This window comes from Agrobacterium leguminum (genome assembly GCF_015704895.1).
Lineage (GTDB): Bacteria > Pseudomonadota > Alphaproteobacteria > Rhizobiales > Rhizobiaceae > Agrobacterium > Agrobacterium leguminum.
Genome location: NZ_JADQWB010000001.1, coordinates 231,848 through 250,243, shown reverse-complemented (window position 1 = coordinate 250,243; position 18,396 = coordinate 231,848). Strand labels below are relative to the sequence as shown.

Annotated in this window: 18 protein-coding genes; 5 read left to right on the top strand and 13 right to left on the bottom strand. The window is 59.5% G+C overall.

Annotated elements, in window-relative coordinates:
- Positions 1-49: 49 nt before the first annotated feature.
- The 7 genes from I3J13_RS01255 to I3J13_RS01225 form a co-directional block, all read right to left on the bottom strand.
- Positions 50-883 (bottom strand): phosphatidate cytidylyltransferase, encoded by an 834-nt coding sequence (locus I3J13_RS01255; protein ID WP_003521405.1) that lies wholly within the window; start codon positions 881-883, stop codon positions 50-52.
- Complete coding sequence (locus tag I3J13_RS01250) at positions 883-1,626, bottom strand: isoprenyl transferase (protein WP_059752791.1); 744 nt, start codon at positions 1,624-1,626, stop codon at positions 883-885. The genes I3J13_RS01255 and I3J13_RS01250 overlap by 1 nt, the downstream gene beginning before the upstream one ends.
- 65 nt (positions 1,627-1,691) lie before the next feature.
- Positions 1,692-2,249, bottom strand: a complete 558-nt coding sequence (gene frr, locus I3J13_RS01245; RefSeq protein WP_003521407.1) for a ribosome recycling factor — start codon at positions 2,247-2,249, stop codon at positions 1,692-1,694.
- A 63-nt stretch (positions 2,250-2,312) separates the two neighbouring features.
- On the bottom strand, positions 2,313-3,035 hold the full coding sequence (gene pyrH / locus I3J13_RS01240; protein ID WP_003502561.1) for a UMP kinase: 723 nt from the start codon (positions 3,033-3,035) through the stop codon (positions 2,313-2,315).
- Between the two features lie 97 nt (positions 3,036-3,132).
- A complete protein-coding gene (gene tsf / locus I3J13_RS01235; protein WP_003521408.1) occupies positions 3,133-4,059 on the bottom strand; it encodes a translation elongation factor Ts in 927 nt (308 codons plus the stop codon).
- A 358-nt stretch (positions 4,060-4,417) separates the two neighbouring features.
- Positions 4,418-5,185 carry a 30S ribosomal protein S2 gene (rpsB, locus tag I3J13_RS01230; RefSeq protein ID WP_035262376.1) on the bottom strand — a complete coding sequence of 256 codons (768 nt, stop codon included), beginning with the start codon at positions 5,183-5,185 and terminating at the stop codon, positions 4,418-4,420.
- 192 nt (positions 5,186-5,377) lie between these two features.
- Positions 5,378-6,220 (bottom strand): cell envelope integrity EipB family protein, encoded by an 843-nt coding sequence (locus I3J13_RS01225; protein WP_125146970.1) that lies wholly within the window; start codon positions 6,218-6,220, stop codon positions 5,378-5,380.
- A gap of 116 nt (positions 6,221-6,336) precedes the next feature.
- On the opposite strand from I3J13_RS01225, the gene I3J13_RS01220 reads away from it, so the two are divergent.
- Genes I3J13_RS01220 through I3J13_RS01205 form a run of 4 tightly spaced genes read left to right on the top strand, consistent with a single transcriptional unit; the run spans position 6,337 to position 9,188 of the window.
- Positions 6,337-6,807 (top strand): RidA family protein, encoded by a 471-nt coding sequence (locus tag I3J13_RS01220; protein ID WP_003521410.1) that lies wholly within the window; start codon positions 6,337-6,339, stop codon positions 6,805-6,807.
- Positions 6,804-7,544 (top strand): glycerophosphodiester phosphodiesterase, encoded by a 741-nt coding sequence (locus I3J13_RS01215; protein ID WP_162935879.1) that lies wholly within the window; start codon positions 6,804-6,806, stop codon positions 7,542-7,544. The genes I3J13_RS01220 and I3J13_RS01215 overlap by 4 nt, the downstream gene beginning before the upstream one ends.
- On the top strand, positions 7,541-8,734 hold the full coding sequence (locus I3J13_RS01210; RefSeq protein ID WP_196377760.1) for a GNAT family N-acetyltransferase: 1,194 nt from the start codon (positions 7,541-7,543) through the stop codon (positions 8,732-8,734). The genes I3J13_RS01215 and I3J13_RS01210 overlap by 4 nt, the downstream gene beginning before the upstream one ends.
- A 22-nt stretch (positions 8,735-8,756) precedes the next feature.
- Positions 8,757-9,188 (top strand): HIT family protein, encoded by a 432-nt coding sequence (locus I3J13_RS01205; protein WP_003496252.1) that lies wholly within the window; start codon positions 8,757-8,759, stop codon positions 9,186-9,188.
- A 177-nt stretch (positions 9,189-9,365) separates the two neighbouring features.
- Here the strand turns inward: I3J13_RS01205 and I3J13_RS01200 are convergent, their stop codons facing one another.
- Positions 9,366-10,217, bottom strand: a complete 852-nt coding sequence (locus I3J13_RS01200) for an urea carboxylase-associated family protein (protein ID WP_196377759.1) — start codon at positions 10,215-10,217, stop codon at positions 9,366-9,368.
- A gap of 110 nt (positions 10,218-10,327) precedes the next feature.
- Between I3J13_RS01200 and I3J13_RS01195 the strand changes: the two genes are divergently transcribed.
- Positions 10,328-11,191, top strand: a complete 864-nt coding sequence (locus I3J13_RS01195) for a LysR substrate-binding domain-containing protein (protein WP_196377758.1) — start codon at positions 10,328-10,330, stop codon at positions 11,189-11,191.
- Between the two features lie 17 nt (positions 11,192-11,208).
- Here the strand turns inward: I3J13_RS01195 and I3J13_RS01190 are convergent, their stop codons facing one another.
- The 5 genes from I3J13_RS01190 to cckA form a co-directional block, all read right to left on the bottom strand.
- The gene (locus I3J13_RS01190; RefSeq protein ID WP_020810566.1) at positions 11,209-11,553 is read right to left on the bottom strand and encodes an AzlD domain-containing protein; all 345 of its coding nucleotides are present in this window, start codon (positions 11,551-11,553) and stop codon (positions 11,209-11,211) included.
- The gene (locus I3J13_RS01185) at positions 11,550-12,308 is read right to left on the bottom strand and encodes an AzlC family ABC transporter permease (RefSeq protein WP_020810567.1); all 759 of its coding nucleotides are present in this window, start codon (positions 12,306-12,308) and stop codon (positions 11,550-11,552) included. Before I3J13_RS01185 ends, I3J13_RS01190 begins: the two co-directional genes overlap by 4 nt.
- Before the next feature lie 169 nt (positions 12,309-12,477).
- Positions 12,478-14,991, bottom strand: a complete 2,514-nt coding sequence (clpA, locus tag I3J13_RS01180; protein ID WP_003521419.1) for an ATP-dependent Clp protease ATP-binding subunit ClpA — start codon at positions 14,989-14,991, stop codon at positions 12,478-12,480.
- A gap of 10 nt (positions 14,992-15,001) precedes the next feature.
- Positions 15,002-15,358, bottom strand: coding sequence for an ATP-dependent Clp protease adapter ClpS (gene clpS / locus I3J13_RS01175; RefSeq protein WP_196377757.1), 357 nt, complete (start codon positions 15,356-15,358; stop codon positions 15,002-15,004).
- 283 nt (positions 15,359-15,641) lie between these two features.
- Complete coding sequence (gene cckA / locus I3J13_RS01170; RefSeq protein ID WP_196377756.1) at positions 15,642-18,227, bottom strand: cell cycle histidine kinase CckA; 2,586 nt, start codon at positions 18,225-18,227, stop codon at positions 15,642-15,644.
- Positions 18,228-18,396: the final 169 nt, after the last annotated feature.

The window sequence follows — 18,396 nt, the reverse complement described above, 5'->3', positions numbered from 1 at the left end:
TACTGTGTTCATGACAATCTGCCCTTTGTGTCGTGACCTTTCGCGCCGCTCAGAAACCCGGCAACAGACCGCCGCCCGATCCGGGCACGTCGCCGGTTGCCGCCGCATGCACGAAAGCAATGAGGAATACCGTAAAGCAGGCGAAAACAAGACCGTCGACACGGTCCATGAAGCCACCATGGCCCGGAATGAGATGACTGGAATCCTTGACCTGGAAACGCCGTTTCACGAAGGATTCGAAGAGATCGCCGATCTGGCTGAACACCGAGAGGATAAGGGCGAGCCCCAGCACCAGCACGCTGATCCTGCCGTGATAGGCCATGGACACCGCGCCGCCGCCGATCACGGCCGCCACCGCCCCGCCGATGGCGCCGGACCAAGTCTTGCCGGGCGAGATCGAAGGCGCAAGCTTCGGCCCGCCAATGGCGCGTCCGACGAAATAGGCGAGAATATCCGTCGACCAGACGACGGCGAAGATAAACAGGATGGACACGAAGCCCGTCAGCTCGTCACCACGAATGGCTGCCAGCGATATGCCGCTCAGGCCCGCATAAAAAATGCCGCCCACCAGCCACCAGTTCCTGCCGCGCAAAATTGGAAACAGCGCCGCCGTCAGCGTGAAACCGGATAAGAGCGGCAGATCGAGCGAGGATTCTCCGAATATCGTATTGCCGGCGATGACGGCGACCGCGAACCAGCCCCAGGCATTGCCCGTCGAATTGGTCTCCGACAGCCGGGTAATCGTCGACCATTCATAATAGATGAGGATCGCCAGAAGGCCCGCGACGATGCGGAACAGAATGCCGCCATACCAGGTCGCGGCCAGAATGACCGCCGCCATGACGATTGCGGACACGATCCGCAGTCTGAGTTCACGGCTCATCAGGCGCCTGCCACGGCAACCTGCTCGGTGAGTGCACCGAAGCGGCGGTCACGCGTTGCATATTGCTCGATTGCGGAGAAGAATCGCTGGCGGTCGAAATCCGGCCAATATTCGGGAACGAACAGGAACTCGGAATAAGCGGCCTGCCAGAGCAGGAAGTTCGACAGGCGCTCTTCGCCGCTGGTGCGGATGATGAGATCCGGATCGGGCATCCCCGACGTGTCGAGTCTGGCCGAAATCATCTCCGGCGTAATGGATTCGGCATTAATCCTGCCTTCGGCGACATCGCGCGCAATCGCCGCTGTCGCACGCGCAATCTCGTCGCGGCTTCCGTAGTTGAAGGCGATCACCAGCGTCAGCTTGGTATTGTCCGCCGTCATCTGCTCCGCCTCTTCGAGGAGAGAACGTATGTCGTGCTTCAGCCCCTGCCGGTCGCCGATGATCCGCACGCGAACATTTTCGCGGTGCAGTTCCGCAAGGTCACGCCGGATGAAGGCCTTCAAAAGCCCCATCAGATCGCTCACCTCGGATTCGGGTCTGCGCCAGTTTTCCGACGAGAAGGCAAAGAGCGTGAGATAGCGTATTCCGCAATCGCCGGCCGCGCGCACGGTCTCGCGCACGGCCTCCACACCGCGGCGATGCCCCATCACGCGCGGAAGACCGCGCTGCTTTGCCCAGCGTCCATTGCCATCCATGATGATGGCGACGTGCTCGGGTATGGAGGAACGTGTCGTCGTCGGCATATCGATCCAGTAACAGGGCAGCGCGGAATTAAAACGAATAAAATACAGGTCTATCGCGAACGATATCAGACCTGCATGATTTCCTTTTCCTTCTCGGCAAGCAAGCGGTCAATTTCCGAAATCGTGTCATCGGTCATTTTCTGAACCTTTTCCGACTGTCCACGGCTTTCGTCCTGACCGATGTCACCGTCCTTTTCGGCTTTTTTCAGACCATCCATGCCATCGCGGCGCACATGGCGAATCGCCACCTTGGACTTTTCGGCGTAATCATGGGCGACCTTGACGAGCGATTTGCGGCGCTCTTCGTTCAGTTCAGGCAGCGGGATACGCAGGTTCTGGCCGTCGACGATGGGGTTGAGGCCGAGATTGGATTCGCGGATCGCACGGTCGACGGCGTTGACCATCGACTTGTCCCAGATGTTGACGCCGAGCATGCGCGGCTCCGGAACCGTGATATTCGCAACCTGGTTCAGCGGTACGCGCGAGCCATAAGCCTCGATGGTGACCGGATCGAGAATATTGGCCGAAGCGCGGCCGGTGCGAAGCGATGCGATATCGCTCTTGAATGCATTGATGGCGCCGTCCATACGGCGCTTGATATCGTTGAGGTCAACACCACTCATCTTGATACTCCATCTTGTCGGCCAAGTCGGCCGTAATCGCCCCTTGAGGCGGCATCGTTTTGATTATTTGTCGTGCACGATGGTCTTGCGGCCGCCGCCGGTCAATATCTGCGCAAAACCGCCCTTCTCGTGGATCGAGAAAACAATGATCGGGATGTGGTTTTCGCGGGCAAGTGCGACAGCTGCGATATCCATGACCGCAAGGCCCTTGCCGAGCACCTCGCTATGGGTCAGCTCGTCGAAACGGGTCGCCGTCGGGTCCTTCTTCGGGTCGGCGGAATAGATACCGTCCACCTGGGTGCCCTTGAAGATGGCTTCGGCGCCCATTTCCGCAGCGCGCAAGGCCGCGGCAGAATCAGTGGTGAAGAAGGGGTTGCCCGTACCGCCAGCGAAAATCACCACACGCCCCTGCGCGAGATGATGGAGCGCCGCACGCTGCGAGAAGCTCTCACAGATTTCAGGCATGGCGATTGCGGACAGAACGACGGTGTCGATGCTGAGCTTGCGCAGCGAGGTTGCGAGCGCCAGCGCGTTGATGACGGTCGCCAGCATGCCCATATGGTCGCCGGTAACGCGGTCGCCGCCTTTGGAGGCCACGGCAACGCCGCGGAAAATATTGCCGCCGCCGACGACAACGCCGACTTCGACGCCCATCGCCCTCGCCTCGGCGATATCGGAAGCGATGCGGTCAGCCACCGCCACATCGATACCGAAACCCTGATCGCCCATGAGGGCTTCGCCGGAAGCCTTGAGAAGAACGCGTTTGTAGATCGGCTTGGAAGACATCATGACTCCTCGGAAATGTAACCGAAACGCGGATACACGAAGGGCACCGCGTTGTCACGCGATGCCCTCCCGTTTTCCCAAGATTGGGTAAATATAATCAGCCCTTGGCGACGGCTGCGACTTCGGCTGCGAAATCGCTTTCTTCCTTCTCGACGCCATCGCCGAGCAGCAGGCGAACCATGCCCGTCACTTCGATGGAAGCGCCGGCTTCCTTTTCGGCTTCCTTGACGGCAGCGCCGACGGTCAGGTCCGGGTTGATGACGAAAGCCTGCGACAGAAGGGCGACTTCTTCGAAGAACTTGCGCATACGGCCATCGACCATCTTTTCGATGATGGCTTCCGGCTTGCCGGATTCGCGGGCCTGTTCGATGAAGACGTTGCGCTCGCGCTCGGCAACGGCGGCGTCGACTTCTTCAGCGCGGATGGCGAGCGGGTTGGTCGCAGCGATGTGCATGGCAACCTGACGGCCGATGGAGTTCAGGACAGCCTTGTCGCCTTCCGACTTCAGGGCAACGAGAACGCCGAGCTTGCCGATGCCGTCGCCGGCAGCGTTGTGGATGTAGGTCGCAACAACGCCGTGCGGAACTTCGAGCGCTGCCGAGCGGCGGAGCGTCATGTTCTCACCGATGGTGGCAATCGCGTCCTTGATGCTGTCGGCAACGGACTTGCCGGTTGCCGGATAGGTGGCAGCGGAAACAGCGTCAACGGTGCCGTTGGTGGTGAGGGCAACCTGGGCGATACCGCGGATGAGGTCCTGGAACGCATCGTTACGGGCAACGAAGTCGGTTTCGGAGTTCAGCTCAACGACGACAGCCTTGTGACCCATGGTGGCAACGCCGACCAGACCTTCGGCAGCAGTACGGCCGGACTTCTTGTCGGCCTTTGCGATGCCCTTGGCGCGCAGCCAGTCGATCGCCGCTTCCATGTCGCCATTGGTCTCAGCAAGAGCCTTCTTGCAGTCCATCATGCCTGCGCCAGACTTTTCGCGCAGTTCCTTCACCATTGCGGCTGTGATTTCGGTCATTGTTTGCCTCTTATCGGTTCGATCGGTCAGCCGGCGGAATTTGCCGTGCCGAAGTTCTGGGTGATGACTGTACCCGGCCGCACACCCTTTGAAACCGGAGAGGATTTCAGGAAAGGGGCATGCGCATTCCCAAGTGCTGCGGCGTCTCCATGCATCGAGATGATGGGTGCCGCTGAAGTATGACAGCGTTATGAAGACTGCCTTCCGTTTCAACCGCATCGGACGCCAGCGATTTCATAAAAACGTGGCGGAGCGCTTGAAACGAACAAGGCCGTCAACCCATTGAAGGTCTTTGACGGCCTTGTCATATCCTGGTCGAGGAGACGGCGACCGAGATCGCCGCCAGACAGGGCCTATATCAGGCGCCAGCCTCGTCTTCGAGAGCGGGCTCGATCGGAGCTTCTTCCGAAGCGCCGATGTCGCGGCCGGAAGCGCCCTGCTGACGGGCGATACCGTCGATGGCAGCGCGGGCGATCAGGTCGCAGTAAAGCGAGATGGCGCGCGAAGCATCGTCGTTACCCGGGATCGGGAAGTCGATGTGGTCCGGATCGCAGTTGCTGTCGATGATCGCAACGACCGGAATGCCAAGACGCTTGGCTTCTTCGATCGCGATCTTTTCCTTGTTGGTGTCGATGATGAACATCAGGTCCGGAACGCCGCCCATATCGCGGATACCGCCGAGAGCCTTTTCAAGCTTTTCGCGTTCGCGCTCGAGGTTCAGGCGTTCCTTCTTGGAGTAGCCGGACGCTTCCGAGTTCAGGATCTCGTCGACCTTGCGCAGGCGCTGGATCGAGTTGGAGATGGTCTTCCAGTTGGTCATCATGCCGCCGAGCCAGCGGGAGTTGACGTAATACTGGGCCGAACGCTTTGCGCTGTCGGCGATGATTTCCGACGCCTGGCGCTTGGTGCCGACGAACAGAACGCGGCCGCCGCGAGCGACGGTGTCGGACACGACCTGAAGGGCGCGCGACAGCATCGGAACGGTCTGAGCCAGGTCGATGATGTGGATGTTGTTACGGTCGCCGAAGATGTACGGCTTCATCTTCGGGTTCCAGCGGTGCGTCTGGTGGCCGAAGTGAACACCAGCTTCCAGAAGCTGGCGCATAGAAAAATCGGGCAATGCCATGCCTTGTTACTCCTTTTCCGGTTTAACCCCCGCGAAGCGAACAGCACCGATTTTCATCGATACCACCGGGCGGAACGGACCGGATTTCTCCCGGAACATCCCAAGCTTCGCGTGTGGAATGGTGAGCCGCATACAGTCGCCCGCATGAAAATGCAAGCATTTATGCGAAAAAACCGCAGAAACAGCCGCGTTTCAGCGGACAGGCTTGTTTTCGCAGGTTTCGGGCTTGAGAATATCGAGCTTCGCAAGCTTTCCCGTCAGAACGAAATCGCCGTAATCCATCGTCAGATCGCGGGTGATTCCGTTTTCGTAAAGCTTGAACGACATGCGGTAGATCGGCAAAGCGTCCGTGCCGGTCTTGTCGTTGTAATAGGCGATCGTTACCGGCCAGAATGCCGCCTTGGCGAATTCGCCCGCCTTGCCGGCGTCGGCATCGCCATCCTTCGGCATCTGCGACTTGCCGACAAGGGTGGAGGTGATCAGACTTTCATCGCCATCGTCCGAACCGTCGAATATGCGGGATTCGAAGATACGCTTTCCCTGTTTCGCATGTTCGATGACCTGAAACATATGCTGCGTCGGGAATTCGCTGGCGACGAGACTGACCTGACGGGCATCCGGGCGGGTCAGATCGACCTTCACGCCATCGGTGCCGTCGGTCGCAGCGCCCTGCACTTCCTTGTCCAGCTTGTCGTCGGTGTAGGACTTGGTTTCGAAGGTGAATTTCTTGGCCGTCAGATCCTCGAAGGTTGTGGTCTGCTGGTCGGTCATGCGCACGGCATCGCCGGTGTTGATCTGCGTCACGAAACGGAAATCCGTCTTGTAACCCTGACAGGCCGAGCCGGTGAACTCATAGACCATGCGGCCCGTCATGCCCTCGATTCCGGATCGATCGGACGCATCCTTGAGTTCGAGATCGTAGACGGCGCGGTGGGCGACGAGATCGGGAACCGTGACCGGCAAGGCATTGGCAGCGTTTGACAGGCCGGTCATAAGCCCTGTTGCGGCAGCGAAACCAAGCGTCCTGACAAACATGCAATATCTCCTGTTGGACTCGCCGCTCATATTGTACAAGCAACCGCCCGGCTTTTGGATCAACATCTTCTGAATGCCGGATTCTTGAAGGATTTACAACAAAACCGGAGACGAAAATGTCGGACGTCATCGAAGGCCGCCTCAAGGAACTTGGCTTTACGCTCCCCGTAGCCGCAGCACCAGCCGCAAACTACGTTCCATTCACCATCAGCGGCAATCTGCTTTATGTATCGGGTCAACTGCCGATGGAATCGGGCAAGATTGCGGTGACGGGCCTCGTTGGCCGCGATGTCGACGTGCCAGGCGCCCAGCGCGCGGCCGAACTTTGCGCCGTCAACATTCTCGCACAGGTCAAGGCCGCTTTGAATGGCGATCTCTCGAAAATCCGCCGCGTCATCAAGCTGAATGGCTTTGTTGCGTCGGTTCCGGAGTTCGTGGAACAGCACCTCGTCATCAACGGTGCTTCCAATCTCATTGCCAATGTTCTCGGTGAGCCCGGCAAGCATGCCCGCGCCGCCGTCGGCATGGCCTGCCTGCCCTTCAATGCCGCCGTCGAAATCGACGCCATCGTGGAAATCGACGTATGACGCTGAAACTCTCCTGGCTGACGGCTCAGCCCGTCGCCCATCGCGGTTATCACGATCTCAATAAAGCGGTCTGGGAAAACACGCTTTCCGCCTTTTCCCGCGCCATCGAGGCCGGTTTCGCCATCGAATGCGACGTGCAGCTGGCGGCCGACAGTGTGCCGGTGATTTTTCACGACGACGACATGGCCCGCCTGACCGGCATCAAGGGCGATGTGCGCGAACGCACATCGGCCGAGCTGTCGCTTCTTGCCGTCGGCCAGACCGGGGACCGGGTCCCTACCCTCAAGCAGCTTCTCACGCTCTGCGCCGGCAAGGTGCCGCTGGTCATCGAGCTGAAAGGCCGCGCCGGTGAAGGCGTCGACGACGGTTTTGCCGAGGCGGTGCTGGAAGACCTCGAAGGCTATAAGGGCCATGTGGCGCTGATGAGCTTCGACCACCATCTGCTGAAGGATCTGAAGGCGGCCGGCTCGCCGTGGCCGCTGGGTCTCACCGCCGAAGGCGACAAGCCGGAAGACTTCTTCAAACATGACGAAGCGATGCAGATGGGTCTCGATTTTATCTCCTATCATTGGGGTCATCTGCCCAACAGCTTCATCGAGGCGCAAAGAAAACTTGGCCTTCCGGTGATTACCTGGACGGTCAGGGATGAAAATGCGCGCGAGACTACCTATAAATATGCGGATCAGATGACATTCGAAGGTTTCGACCCGAGAGAGAACCCGTCCGCCACGGCATGACAGAAGACTATTCCATCAGCATTGCGCAATCCTTCAGGGATATCGATCCGGAAAGCTGGAAACGGCTTTCCGGAACCTCGCGCAATATGTCAGGAAAAATATACAACCCATTTATTTCCCATGAATTTTTATCATCCATGGAAGAATCGGGGTCGGCGACAGCCAAAACCGGCTGGCTCGGGCACCATCTGCTTCTCGAAAATGCCTCCGGCGCTCTCGTCGGCGCGGTGCCGGCCTATCTGAAGAACCACAGCAAGGGCGAATATGTTTTCGACCATGGCTGGGCGGATGCTTTCGAACGGGCTGGTGGTCATTATTATCCGAAACTGCAATGCTCGGTCCCTTTCACGCCGGCAACCGGACCACGGTTGCTCGTCTGCGAAAACGAGGACGAGACACGTTTCAAGGCGCTACTGGCCTCCGGTCTCGCACAGGTGACGGAAAAGATCGGCGTCTCCTCGGCACATGTCACATTTCTGGAAGAGAACGATCTTTCCGCCCTTCTGCCCCGCGATTTCCTGCACAGGACCGACCAGCAGTTCCACTTCATCAATGACGGTTATCGTGACCACGATGATTTTCTTGACGCCCTTTCCTCGCGCAAGCGCAAGGGGCTGAAAAAGGAACGCCGCGCGGCGCTGGAAAACGGCATCGAGATCGACTGGCTGACCGGAAGCGACCTGACCGAGGATATCTGGGACCAGTTCTTCGTTTTCTACATGGATACCGGCGGCCGCAAATGGGGCAGGCCCTATCTGACGCGGGAATTTTATTCGCTGATCGGCGAGCGCATGGCCGATGACGTGCTGCTAGTGATGGCGAAACGCGAGGGGCGCTATATTGCCGGTGCGATCAATTTCATCGGCTCGGATGCGCTTTATGGCCGCCACTGGGGCTGCATCGAGGATCATCCCTTTCTGCATTTCGAGGTCTGCTATCATCAGGCGATCGATTTCGCGCTTTCCAGGGGACTGAAACGGGTGGAAGCCGGCGCTCAGGGCGAACACAAGCTGGCGCGCGGTTACATGCCCGTCACCACCCATTCGGCGCATTTCATTGTCCATTCGGGCCTGCGCCGCGCCATTGCCGATTATCTTCAGCGCGAGCGCGAGGAAGTCGAGCATATCGGCGATTATCTTGATGAACACACGCCCTTCCGCAAGGGCGAGAGACAGGAACCGGACGTATAGTCCGCCATGAGGAGAGATCACGATGACGGCCAGCGCCTATGACGACAACAATATCTTCGCAAAAATCCTGCGCGGCGAAATTCCGAGCCACAAGCTTTACGAAGACGAGCATACGCTTGCTTTCATGGATGTGATGCCGCAGGCGCCCGGCCATCTGCTCGTGGTTCCCAAGACCGGCTCCCGCAACCTGCTCGATGCCGACCCGGAAGTGCTGGCGCGGACCATTCCCGTCGTGCAGAAACTCGCCGTGGCGGCCAAGGAAGCCTTCGATGCCGATGGCGTCTTCATCGCGCAGTTCAACGAGCCGGCGGCTGGCCAGACCGTTTTCCACCTGCATTTCCACGTCATTCCGCGCAAGGAAGGTGAGCCGCTGAAGCCGCATTCCGGCGTGATGGCCGATGGCGAGGTGTTGAAGGCCCATGCGGAGAAGATAAAGGCCGCACTTGCTTCGTGATGGTTGCGTAGCAGGCGCGTATCCTGCAAAGCCGTAGCACATCTCCACGCAATCACCCCGGACTTGGTCCGGGGTCCAGTGCAATCAAGTCATTGATCGCGAGAGAGTCATCTTACGGCACAGACGGGCCGTGGCTGGATGCCGGATCCAGTCCGGCATAACGAAAATGGTGTTTTTTCACTCCACAGGCCGATACGCATTCCGTTCCGGCCAAGGCCAGCTTTCAAGCACCGCCATATCGGGCCGGAATATTTCCACCTTCAGCGGATAACAGGCCGCCGTATCGCTCGAATGCGTGGCGCTGCAGTCACCGCCCGGGCAGGCGGAAAGCGCGCCGATAAGATCGATCTCGGCAAAAAGCTCCAGATAATCACCCGGCCGCACCGGGCTCGCCTTCATGAAATATTGGTGTGTGTCGCGGGTGAAACCCGTGCACATGAAGACGTTGAGGACGTCATGCACATGCGGCTCCGCCTGCCGGAATGACAGGCTCTTGGCGGAGGCCAGCGCATTGGTCAGATTGGAATGGCAGCAATGGTGGTAGTCGCCGCCACTCAGGAGCTTGTTGGTGTAGGGATCGCAGCGTGTACCGATCACGTCATGCACACCGCCGCCGTCTTCGTCGAAGCCATACCATGACAGCGTGTCGTGCGTGATCGTCGCCATCGGCCGCAGGGACGGCAGGTTGCTCCACAGCCGGTTGCCGACCGAAACATGGGTGGCGTGCAGGGCGCGAGTCTTGCCGCTGAAAAACCGCTCGGTCAGATCATGGGCGTTCCAGAGGTTCAGGTCTCCGACCTGCGGACCTTCAACGCTTACGATGCGAAAGAAATGCCCCTTCGGCACATGAAAGGTGCGGCCGTCACGCGGCGGCACGATGACCTCATCGATCTTTTCCATGCTTCGTTTGGCTTCTTCCAGACGCGCGAGGTCTGGCATTTCAAGCGTCCCGTTCGGATAAACGACAACAGGACGGATGGCGCGGCGTTCAGCGGCGTCGACGGGTTCGGCGGCGGGCATGGGGGTCATGAAATCCTCGGGCAATCAAAATCTCGAGGCGAAATTGCGCCATGTGTGCCCACCTGACAAGACGGGTTTTTCTTGCGCTCAGGCCAAGTCTTACTTACCCTTGAGACACCATGAAATTACCGCCGCTCACCACCCTCCGCGCATTCGAAGCCGCAGCCAGAAGAACGAGTTTTTCTCTGGCTGCGCAGGAACTCGGCATGACGGCAACCGCCGTCAGCCAGCATGTGCGCAATCTGGAGGCCTGGCTTGGCGTTGCCCTGTTCGAGCGGCATGCAAGGGGTGTGAGGCTTACCCCGTCCGGAAAGGAATTCGGCACGACGGTTTCGACTGCCTTACGGCAGATTGCCTCAGGCGCCGCCCGGATCCGTCAGGGCCATGACCGCATGACCGTCCGCCTTGCCAGCCTGCCCTCTGTCGTGGCGCATTTTCTGACGCCCCGCCTGCCCCGCTTTCGGGCGCTTTACCCCGATATACAGGTATCCATCAGCTATTCCGGCGCGCATCATGCAATACCGGCCGATCTCACCATAGGACATGGCATCGCCTCCGGGGAAAATGCGGTTGCGCTTTTCAGCGCGGAGACGCGGCCGACATGCGCGCCGGGCTATGTCGCTAAATTCGGTCCTTTCGACAATGTTGACAGCCTGTTACGAGCGGAATTGCTGCATGACGACACCGAGGCGGCTTGGCAGAACTGGTTCGCAGCCGGGGGAATATCCCTGCCCGATAACGCCGGTCCGGTTTTTGCGGATTTCAATCTGCTCGTGACCGCTCTCAAAGCCGGTCAAGGCATCGGCCTCTGCCCGACAGCGCTTCTTCACGACGAGATCGCCGAAGGTCGACTGACCGTGCTCTTCGACCGGGCGGCCGATACGGAGAAATATTACTGGCTGGTGGAAGGAGACGAGATGACCGCACCGGCTCGACTTCTTGCGGATTGGCTTGTTGCGGAAGCCCGAGAGAGCGGTCTCTGAGGTCGAATAAACCAGTCTCAGAAACCGAGCGCGAACAACCCACCCGCCAGAAGCAGGATCGGCACCGCCACGCCGACGATGACGCGCTGGCCTGCCATCAGAAAAGCGATGAAACCGAGCGCGGCAGCGCCGATGCGCAGCCACAGGGGGGATGCTTCCAGCGTTCCGGTTGGAAAGACGATCAGCTTGGCGGTGACGGCCATGACGAGTGCGGTGGCGACTGCCCTTACCCAGTGCAGCGCTTCGGAATCCTCCTTCAGGCGGTTACCGGCGAGAACGCCGAGCCAGCGCCAGAGATCGGTCGCCAGCCAGCCGGCAATCGCGATGAAGAGATAGGGCGCCCACCAATGTTCGGTCATCATGGTTCGCTCTCCGGTGAGACGGGTTTTATCCGGCGGCGGAACACGAGACGGTCGATCAGATAGGCCGCCGTGCCCCCGCCGATCCCGGCATAGAGAATATCGAATTCCGGTGCGATGACCGCAAAGGCAGGCCCGGCGATAACGCCGATGACGAAGGCGACCTTGACGACGGAATGCCGGGCCGAAGCCCATATCGATGCCACGAAATAGACCGGCGTGAGAAAAAACAGCACGCCGGCGACGAGTGGCGGAAAGGCGGCGACAACGCCGTAACACAGGCCGACGATGATGGCATTGACCACGGTGAGCGTCATGCCAAAACCGGCGAACCAAGCGGCGCGGGCTTCACGCGGTACCCTGGAAAGATTCTGCGTGGCAAAGACCCAGGCGGTGATTGCGACGAAATGCGAGAGAAACAGCAAAATCCATGTCGGGGTCTTCGCGCCGCGCATTTCCGGAACGATGGAGGCGACCATCGGCATCATCCGGACCGAGGACAGCGTCACCGCCAGAAAGCAGGCGGCAAGATTGGCGCCGCCGACCATGGAGCCGATCAGGATCATCTTGGCCGGCAGGGCCCAGATCATCAGCGTCATGAACACGGCTTCACCGCGCGCGACGCCCGATTCCAGCGCGAAGGCGCTGAAACCGACGAAAGATGTCATCAGAATGAGCGAGGGCAGCGAAAATATGCCCCGCATTCCCCGGAAAAACCAGCCGCTCAGGGGGATGGTATCGCTGTCGGCAGTCTGCATTGCTGACCCACTTGTGCATGTCACCCGAAATGTGCCGCAGCTTCGGGGTAACGTCATGCATAAAACAAAAAACAAAACGCGCCGGAGGTATCAGGGAAAACGCGGCGCGCTTCATACATGAAAATGCCGGGCTTTCGCCCGGCATCGGTTTATCGGTCGAAGACCTTGATCATTTCTTCTTCGGCACTTTCGGCACCGCATTGGTCTTGCGCCGCGGCTTGCTGTCCTCATCCGACTTGTCGGCCTCGGCAACAAGGACATCCGCCTCTTCATTGGCCTTCGCCGCCTTGGAAGCAGGTTTCGTCTTGGCCTTTGCCTTGCCGGGCGATTTGGCCGCCTTCAGTTCGGCCTCCGGCTGTGGCTTCACGGGTGCCGTCTCCGGCAGGACCTCGAGTATGAGACCTTCGGAGCCGTCGTCCTTCTTGCCGACGGTGACGCTGACGACGCCGCCCTTCTTGAGCTTGCCGAACAGGATTTCGTTGGCGAGCGGCTTCTTGATGTTTTCCTGGATCACGCGCGACAGCGGGCGGGCGCCCATCTTCTCGTCGTAACCCTTTTCCGCCAGCCAGGAAATCGCGTCTTCATGCAGATCGAAGGTGACGTTGCGCTCAGACAGCTGGGTTTCCAGCTGCATGACGAACTTCTGCACCACCTTGTGGATAACGGCAGTCGGCAGCGGCGAGAACGGAATGATCGCATCCAGACGGTTGCGGAATTCCGGGGTGAACAGGCGGTTGATCGCCTCTTCATCCTCGCCCGTGCGCCGCGAAGAACCAAAACCGATGGCGGATTTCGCCATTTCGGATGCACCCGCATTGGTCGTCATGATGAGGATGACGTTGCGGAAGTCGATCTTCTTGCCGTTATGGTCGGTCAGCGAGCCATGGTCCATCACCTGCAACAGAATGTTGTAGATGTCGGGATGCGCCTTTTCGATTTCGTCCAGCAGCACCACGGAATGCGGGTGCTGGTCGACGCCGTCGGTCAGCAGACCGCCCTGATCGAAGCCGACATAACCGGGAGGTGCGCCGAGCAGACGCGACACGGTATGGCGTTCCATGTATTCCGACATGTCGAAGCGCAGCATCTCGACGCCGAGCGAGGCGGCAAGCTGCTTGGCCACTTCCGTCTTGCCCACGCCCGTCGGGCCGGAGAAGACATAGGAGCCGATCGGCTTGTTCGGTTCGCGCAGGCCGGCGCGGGCCAGCTTGATGGCGGTGGCAAGCGCCTCGATGGCGATGTCCTGACCGTAAACGACCGAGCGCAGTTCCTTTTCGAGGTTGGCGAGAACCATCTCGTCATCCTTGGAGACCGTCTTCGGGGGAATGCGGGCCATGGTCGCGATGGTTGCCTCGATTTCCCGTTCGGTGATCAGCTTGCGGCGCTTGGAGGCCGGCAGCAGCATCTGCGCGGCACCGGTCTCGTCGATCACATCGATCGCCTTGTCCGGCAGCTTACGGTCGGAAATGTAGCGGGCAGACAGTTCGACGGCAGCCTTGATCGCCTCGTTGGAATATCTGAGGTGATGATAATCCTCGAAGTAAGGCTTCAGCCCCTTCATGATCGCAATGGCGTCATCGATGGAAGGCTCGTTGACGTCGATCTTCTGGAACCGGCGCACGAGTGCACGGTCCTTTTCGAAGAACTGCCGATATTCCTTGTACGTGGTGGAACCGATGCAGCGGATCGCGCCCGACGACAGGGCCGGCTTCAGCAGGTTCGATGCATCCATCGCGCCACCGGAGGTCGCGCCCGCACCGATGACGGTATGGATTTCATCGATGAACAGAACCGCGCCCGGATATTCCTCAAGCTCCTTGACGACCTGCTTCAGCCGCTCTTCGAAATCGCCGCGATAGCGGGTCCCGGCCAGCAGCGTGCCCATGTCGAGCGAAAAGATGGTGTCATTGGCGAGCGCTTCCGGCACCTTGCCTTCGACGATGCGCTTGGCGAGACCTTCGGCAATCGCCGTCTTGCCCACGCCCGGATCCCCCACATAAAGCGGGTTGTTCTTGGAGCGGCGGCAGAGGATCTGGATCGTGCGGTTGACCTCGTCGTGACGGCCGATCAGCGGATCGATCTTGCCGTTTTTCGCCTTTTCATTGAGGTTGATGCAATAGGCCTTCAGCGCATCCTGCTGCTTCTTGGCGGACGATCCGTCTTCCTCGGGATTGCTGCGGCTCGCCTTGTTTTCGCTTTCCGGTTCATCGGCACCGCGCGGCGTGCGCGTCTGCGACGTGCCGGGGCGCTTACCGATACCGTGGGAGATGTAGTTGACCGCGTCGTAACGGGTCATCTCCTGTTCCTGCAGGAAATAGGCGGCATGGCTTTCGCGCTCGGCGAAAATGGCCACAAGCACGTTCGCGCCGGTCACTTCCTCGCGGCCGGACGATTGAACATGGATGACGGCCCGCTGGATGACCCGCTGGAAGCCGGATGTGGGTTTGGAATCCTCGTCATAACCCGTGACGAGGTTCGTCAGTTCATTGTCGACGTAATCGCTGACAGTCTTGCGAAGCGCATCGAGATCGACATTGCAGGCGCCCATCACGGCGGCGGCATCCGCGTCGTCGATCAGCGCCAGAAGGAGATGTTCCAGCGTCGCATATTCGTGGTGACGCTCATTTGCAAAGGTCAGTGCCTGGTGCAGCGCCTTCTCGAGACTTGGGGAAAAAGTTGGCACGTTGCGATCCTCATTTCTTTTCCATGACGCATTGCAGCGGATGCTGGTGCTGTCGGGCGAAATCCATGACCTGGCTTACTTTCGTCTCTGCGACCTCATATGTAAACACCCCGCATTCGCCCACGCCGTGCTGGTGCACGTGCAGCATGATGCGGGTTGCCGCTTCGCGATCCTTCTGGAAAAAACGCTCCAGAATGTGGATGACGAATTCCATGGGAGTGTAGTCGTCATTCAGTAAAAGAACACGGTACAAATTCGGTCTTTTTGTTTTTGGCTTGACGCGGGTGATAACAGACGTTCCGCGGTTGGTGCCGCTGCCGTCTTCCCCTTCGCCCTCGCCCTGCATGTAGATCGGCCTAGCGATCATCTTTCATCATTCTCCAAACCGTTCTCAAACCGACAGTTCTTTGCCAGGAGGGAGAACTTCGCCTCTTCATATCTAGGTCGTTAAGACGCGATTTTAAGCCCCTTGCGAAACGGTGCAATCACTATTGCGTTTGCGAAGAGGCAAACCTCGGGAAAAGTGCGGATATGGGGGCAGCCAGGGCGCAAGAAGACACGAACCCGCAGCAGCGGCGCATTTTTCAGGCCGGATGCAAATGGATGCGACAGGTCGCGGCGCAGCCGAGTCCGGTTCGCCGCCTCAGGCCTTATTCCTTGTCGTCGAGCATTTCGCGAACGGCGATGGCGAGCTGTTTGAGCGAGAAGGGTTTCGGCAGGAAACCGAACTTGGCGTCCGCCGGCAGGTTCTTTGCGAAGGCATCCTCGGCATAACCCGAAACGAAGATGAATTTCAGGTCCGGATAGGATTTGCGCAGTTCTCTCAGCAGTGACGGACCGTCCATTTCCGGCATCACGACGTCGGAAACGACGATGTCGACCTTGCCTTCCAGTTCCTCCATCACCTCCAGAGCTTCGGTGCCCGAGCCGGCCTCATGCACGGTGTAGCCTCGGGTTTCCAGCATGCGCTTGCCGCCGCGCCGCACCGCTTCCTCGTCCTCCACCAGAAGCACGACGGCGGATTTGCCGGTGAGGTCCAGCGGCTCTTCCTTCACCGGCTCGGCTGCGATGACCGGAGCAAGCGCCGCCTCTCCGGGCTGCCCGTTGCTCTGAAAGGCCTCAACCACATGGCGCGGCAGATAAATGCGGAAGGCGGTGCCCTTGCCCACTTCCGATTCGGGATAGATATAACCGCCCGACTGCTTGACGATGCCATAGACCATCGACAGGCCAAGGCCGGTGCCCTTACCGACTTCCTTGGTGGTGAAGAAGGGCTCGAAAATCTTGTCCATGATCTCGGGCGGAATACCCGTGCCGTTATCGGCAACTTCCACCATCACCATGTCCTCGGCCGGGAATTCCGGACGGCCAAGCGCTGCGATTTCCTTCGCGTCGACGTTGCGCGTCCTGATGGTGATCTTGCCGCCGTCGGGCATGGCGTCGCGTGCATTGACGCAGAGATTGATGAGCACCTGCTCGAATTGCGACAGATCCGTCTTCACCGGCCACAGATCGCGGCCATAATCGACCTCCAGCTTGACATTGGTGCCGGAAATAAGCCTGTCCACCAGCATGCGCAGATCGCCGATCACATCCGTCAGGTTGAGGATGGCCGGACGCATGGTCTGCTTGCGCGAGAACGCCAGAAGCTGGCGCACCAGCACGGCCGCGCGGTTGGCGTTGCGCTTGATCTCCATGAGATCGGCGAAGCTCGGATCGGCAGGCCGCGCCTGTAGCAGAAGATGGTCCGACGACAGCAGGATGGCGGTCAACACGTTGTTGAAATCGTGGGCGATACCGCCTGCGAGGGTGCCAACGGCATTCATCTTCTGCGTCTGCGCCATCTGGGTCTCGAGCGCCTTCTGCTCGGTCACCTCTATGGCATAGACGATAGCCACCTCTTCCGGCGCTTCATCGTCCTGATCGATGACGGCGTTGACGTAGAAGCGGAAATGCCGGCCCTCATCGCTCGGGTGGCGAGAATCGAAAGGCGCGATATCGCCCTGACGGTCCTTGGCTTCAGCCAGCGCCTGTTCGAGCCGTGGTTTTTCATTGTCATGGATGACCGTCTCAAGCGCCACGCCGCGATCGATATCGTCACGACCGACAACGCCGGAGAACAATTTCAGGAAGGGCGCGTTGATCCGCAGGATGCGGCCTTCGCCATCGAGCGAGGCAATCGCCATCGGCGTGTTGTTGAAAAAGCGGGTGAAACGCATGGCGGAGGAGGATTCCGTATCCTCCTGCCCCTTTGGGCGCATCAGGACGATGGTGCGGCTCTCGCCGGGCGCGCCATCTTTCGAGGTGACCTGATGCACGAGGCGGGCCGGCATGCTCTGGCCGTTCACCCGTCGCATGTCGAGATCGAGGATTTCAGTGCGCTTCGCCGTGCCCTGCGGATGCACCGATTCGATCAGCGCCATGCCCTCGCCGGCGACGATATCGGAAACCGTCATCGAACCGGGCGAAAACTGCGCCAGATCGATGCCGAGCCATTCCGACAGGGTGGCGTTCAGATAAACGATCTCGCCCTTGCGCCCGGCGGAAAAGAAACCGGCCGGGGCGTGATCGAGGTAATCGATGGCATTCTGCAATTCGCGGAAGAAGCGCTCCTGATCCTCGCGCTCAGGTGTGATATCGGCGATCTGGAAGACGTGCAGCCCCTCGCCGCCCGCATCCTTCAGCACGCGGCCCTTCAGCCTGTACCAGTGCGGCCCGGTGTTAGAGTCCTCACCCAGCGGTTTGAGCAAGCGGAATTCTTCGTAACCGTCGCGGCCTTCGCGCAGCACGTTGATGAGCCGGTAAAGCGCTTCGGTCGATTCCCGGCTGCGCGACAGGAGCGTTTCGAGACTCTGGATATCGCTCGCCTTGGTGGTGCCGCTCATCCGGCAATAGGTAGCGTTGGCGTAGACCATATGCCCCTTGGCGTCGGTAATCAGCGTGCCTTCGGGATGGGCCGAGAGAAAGCGGCGGGCAAGCCCGTCCGATTGCGACTGCGGCATGACCTCGATGAAACCGATGATCGACGAGACCAGAAAGAAGATGCCCATCATGGCCAGCACGCCGAGAATGCCGAGCACGATTTCGTTTTCGAGCGAATCCTTGAAATAGACGAAGGCGGCGGCGGCGGCGATCAGAACCAGCGCCAGAAGCAGAATGCGCAAGACCGTGCCGGAACGGGCGCGCCTGTCCACCAGCGGAAGGTCGTTGTCGCTTGTCTCGCGCACCCGTGTCATCTTGGCCTCGCAGTCGTGCAGGTCGTCATTCGGTCAGCCCCATTTCCCTGACGGAATCGGGCAGTAAAATTTCTTGTAGCAACTCGCTTGACCGGCAAAAAGCTCCGCCAGGACACAAAGGCTTAAAAACGCACAGCGAAAACGGCCTGAAAGGTGTATAAAAGCCTTA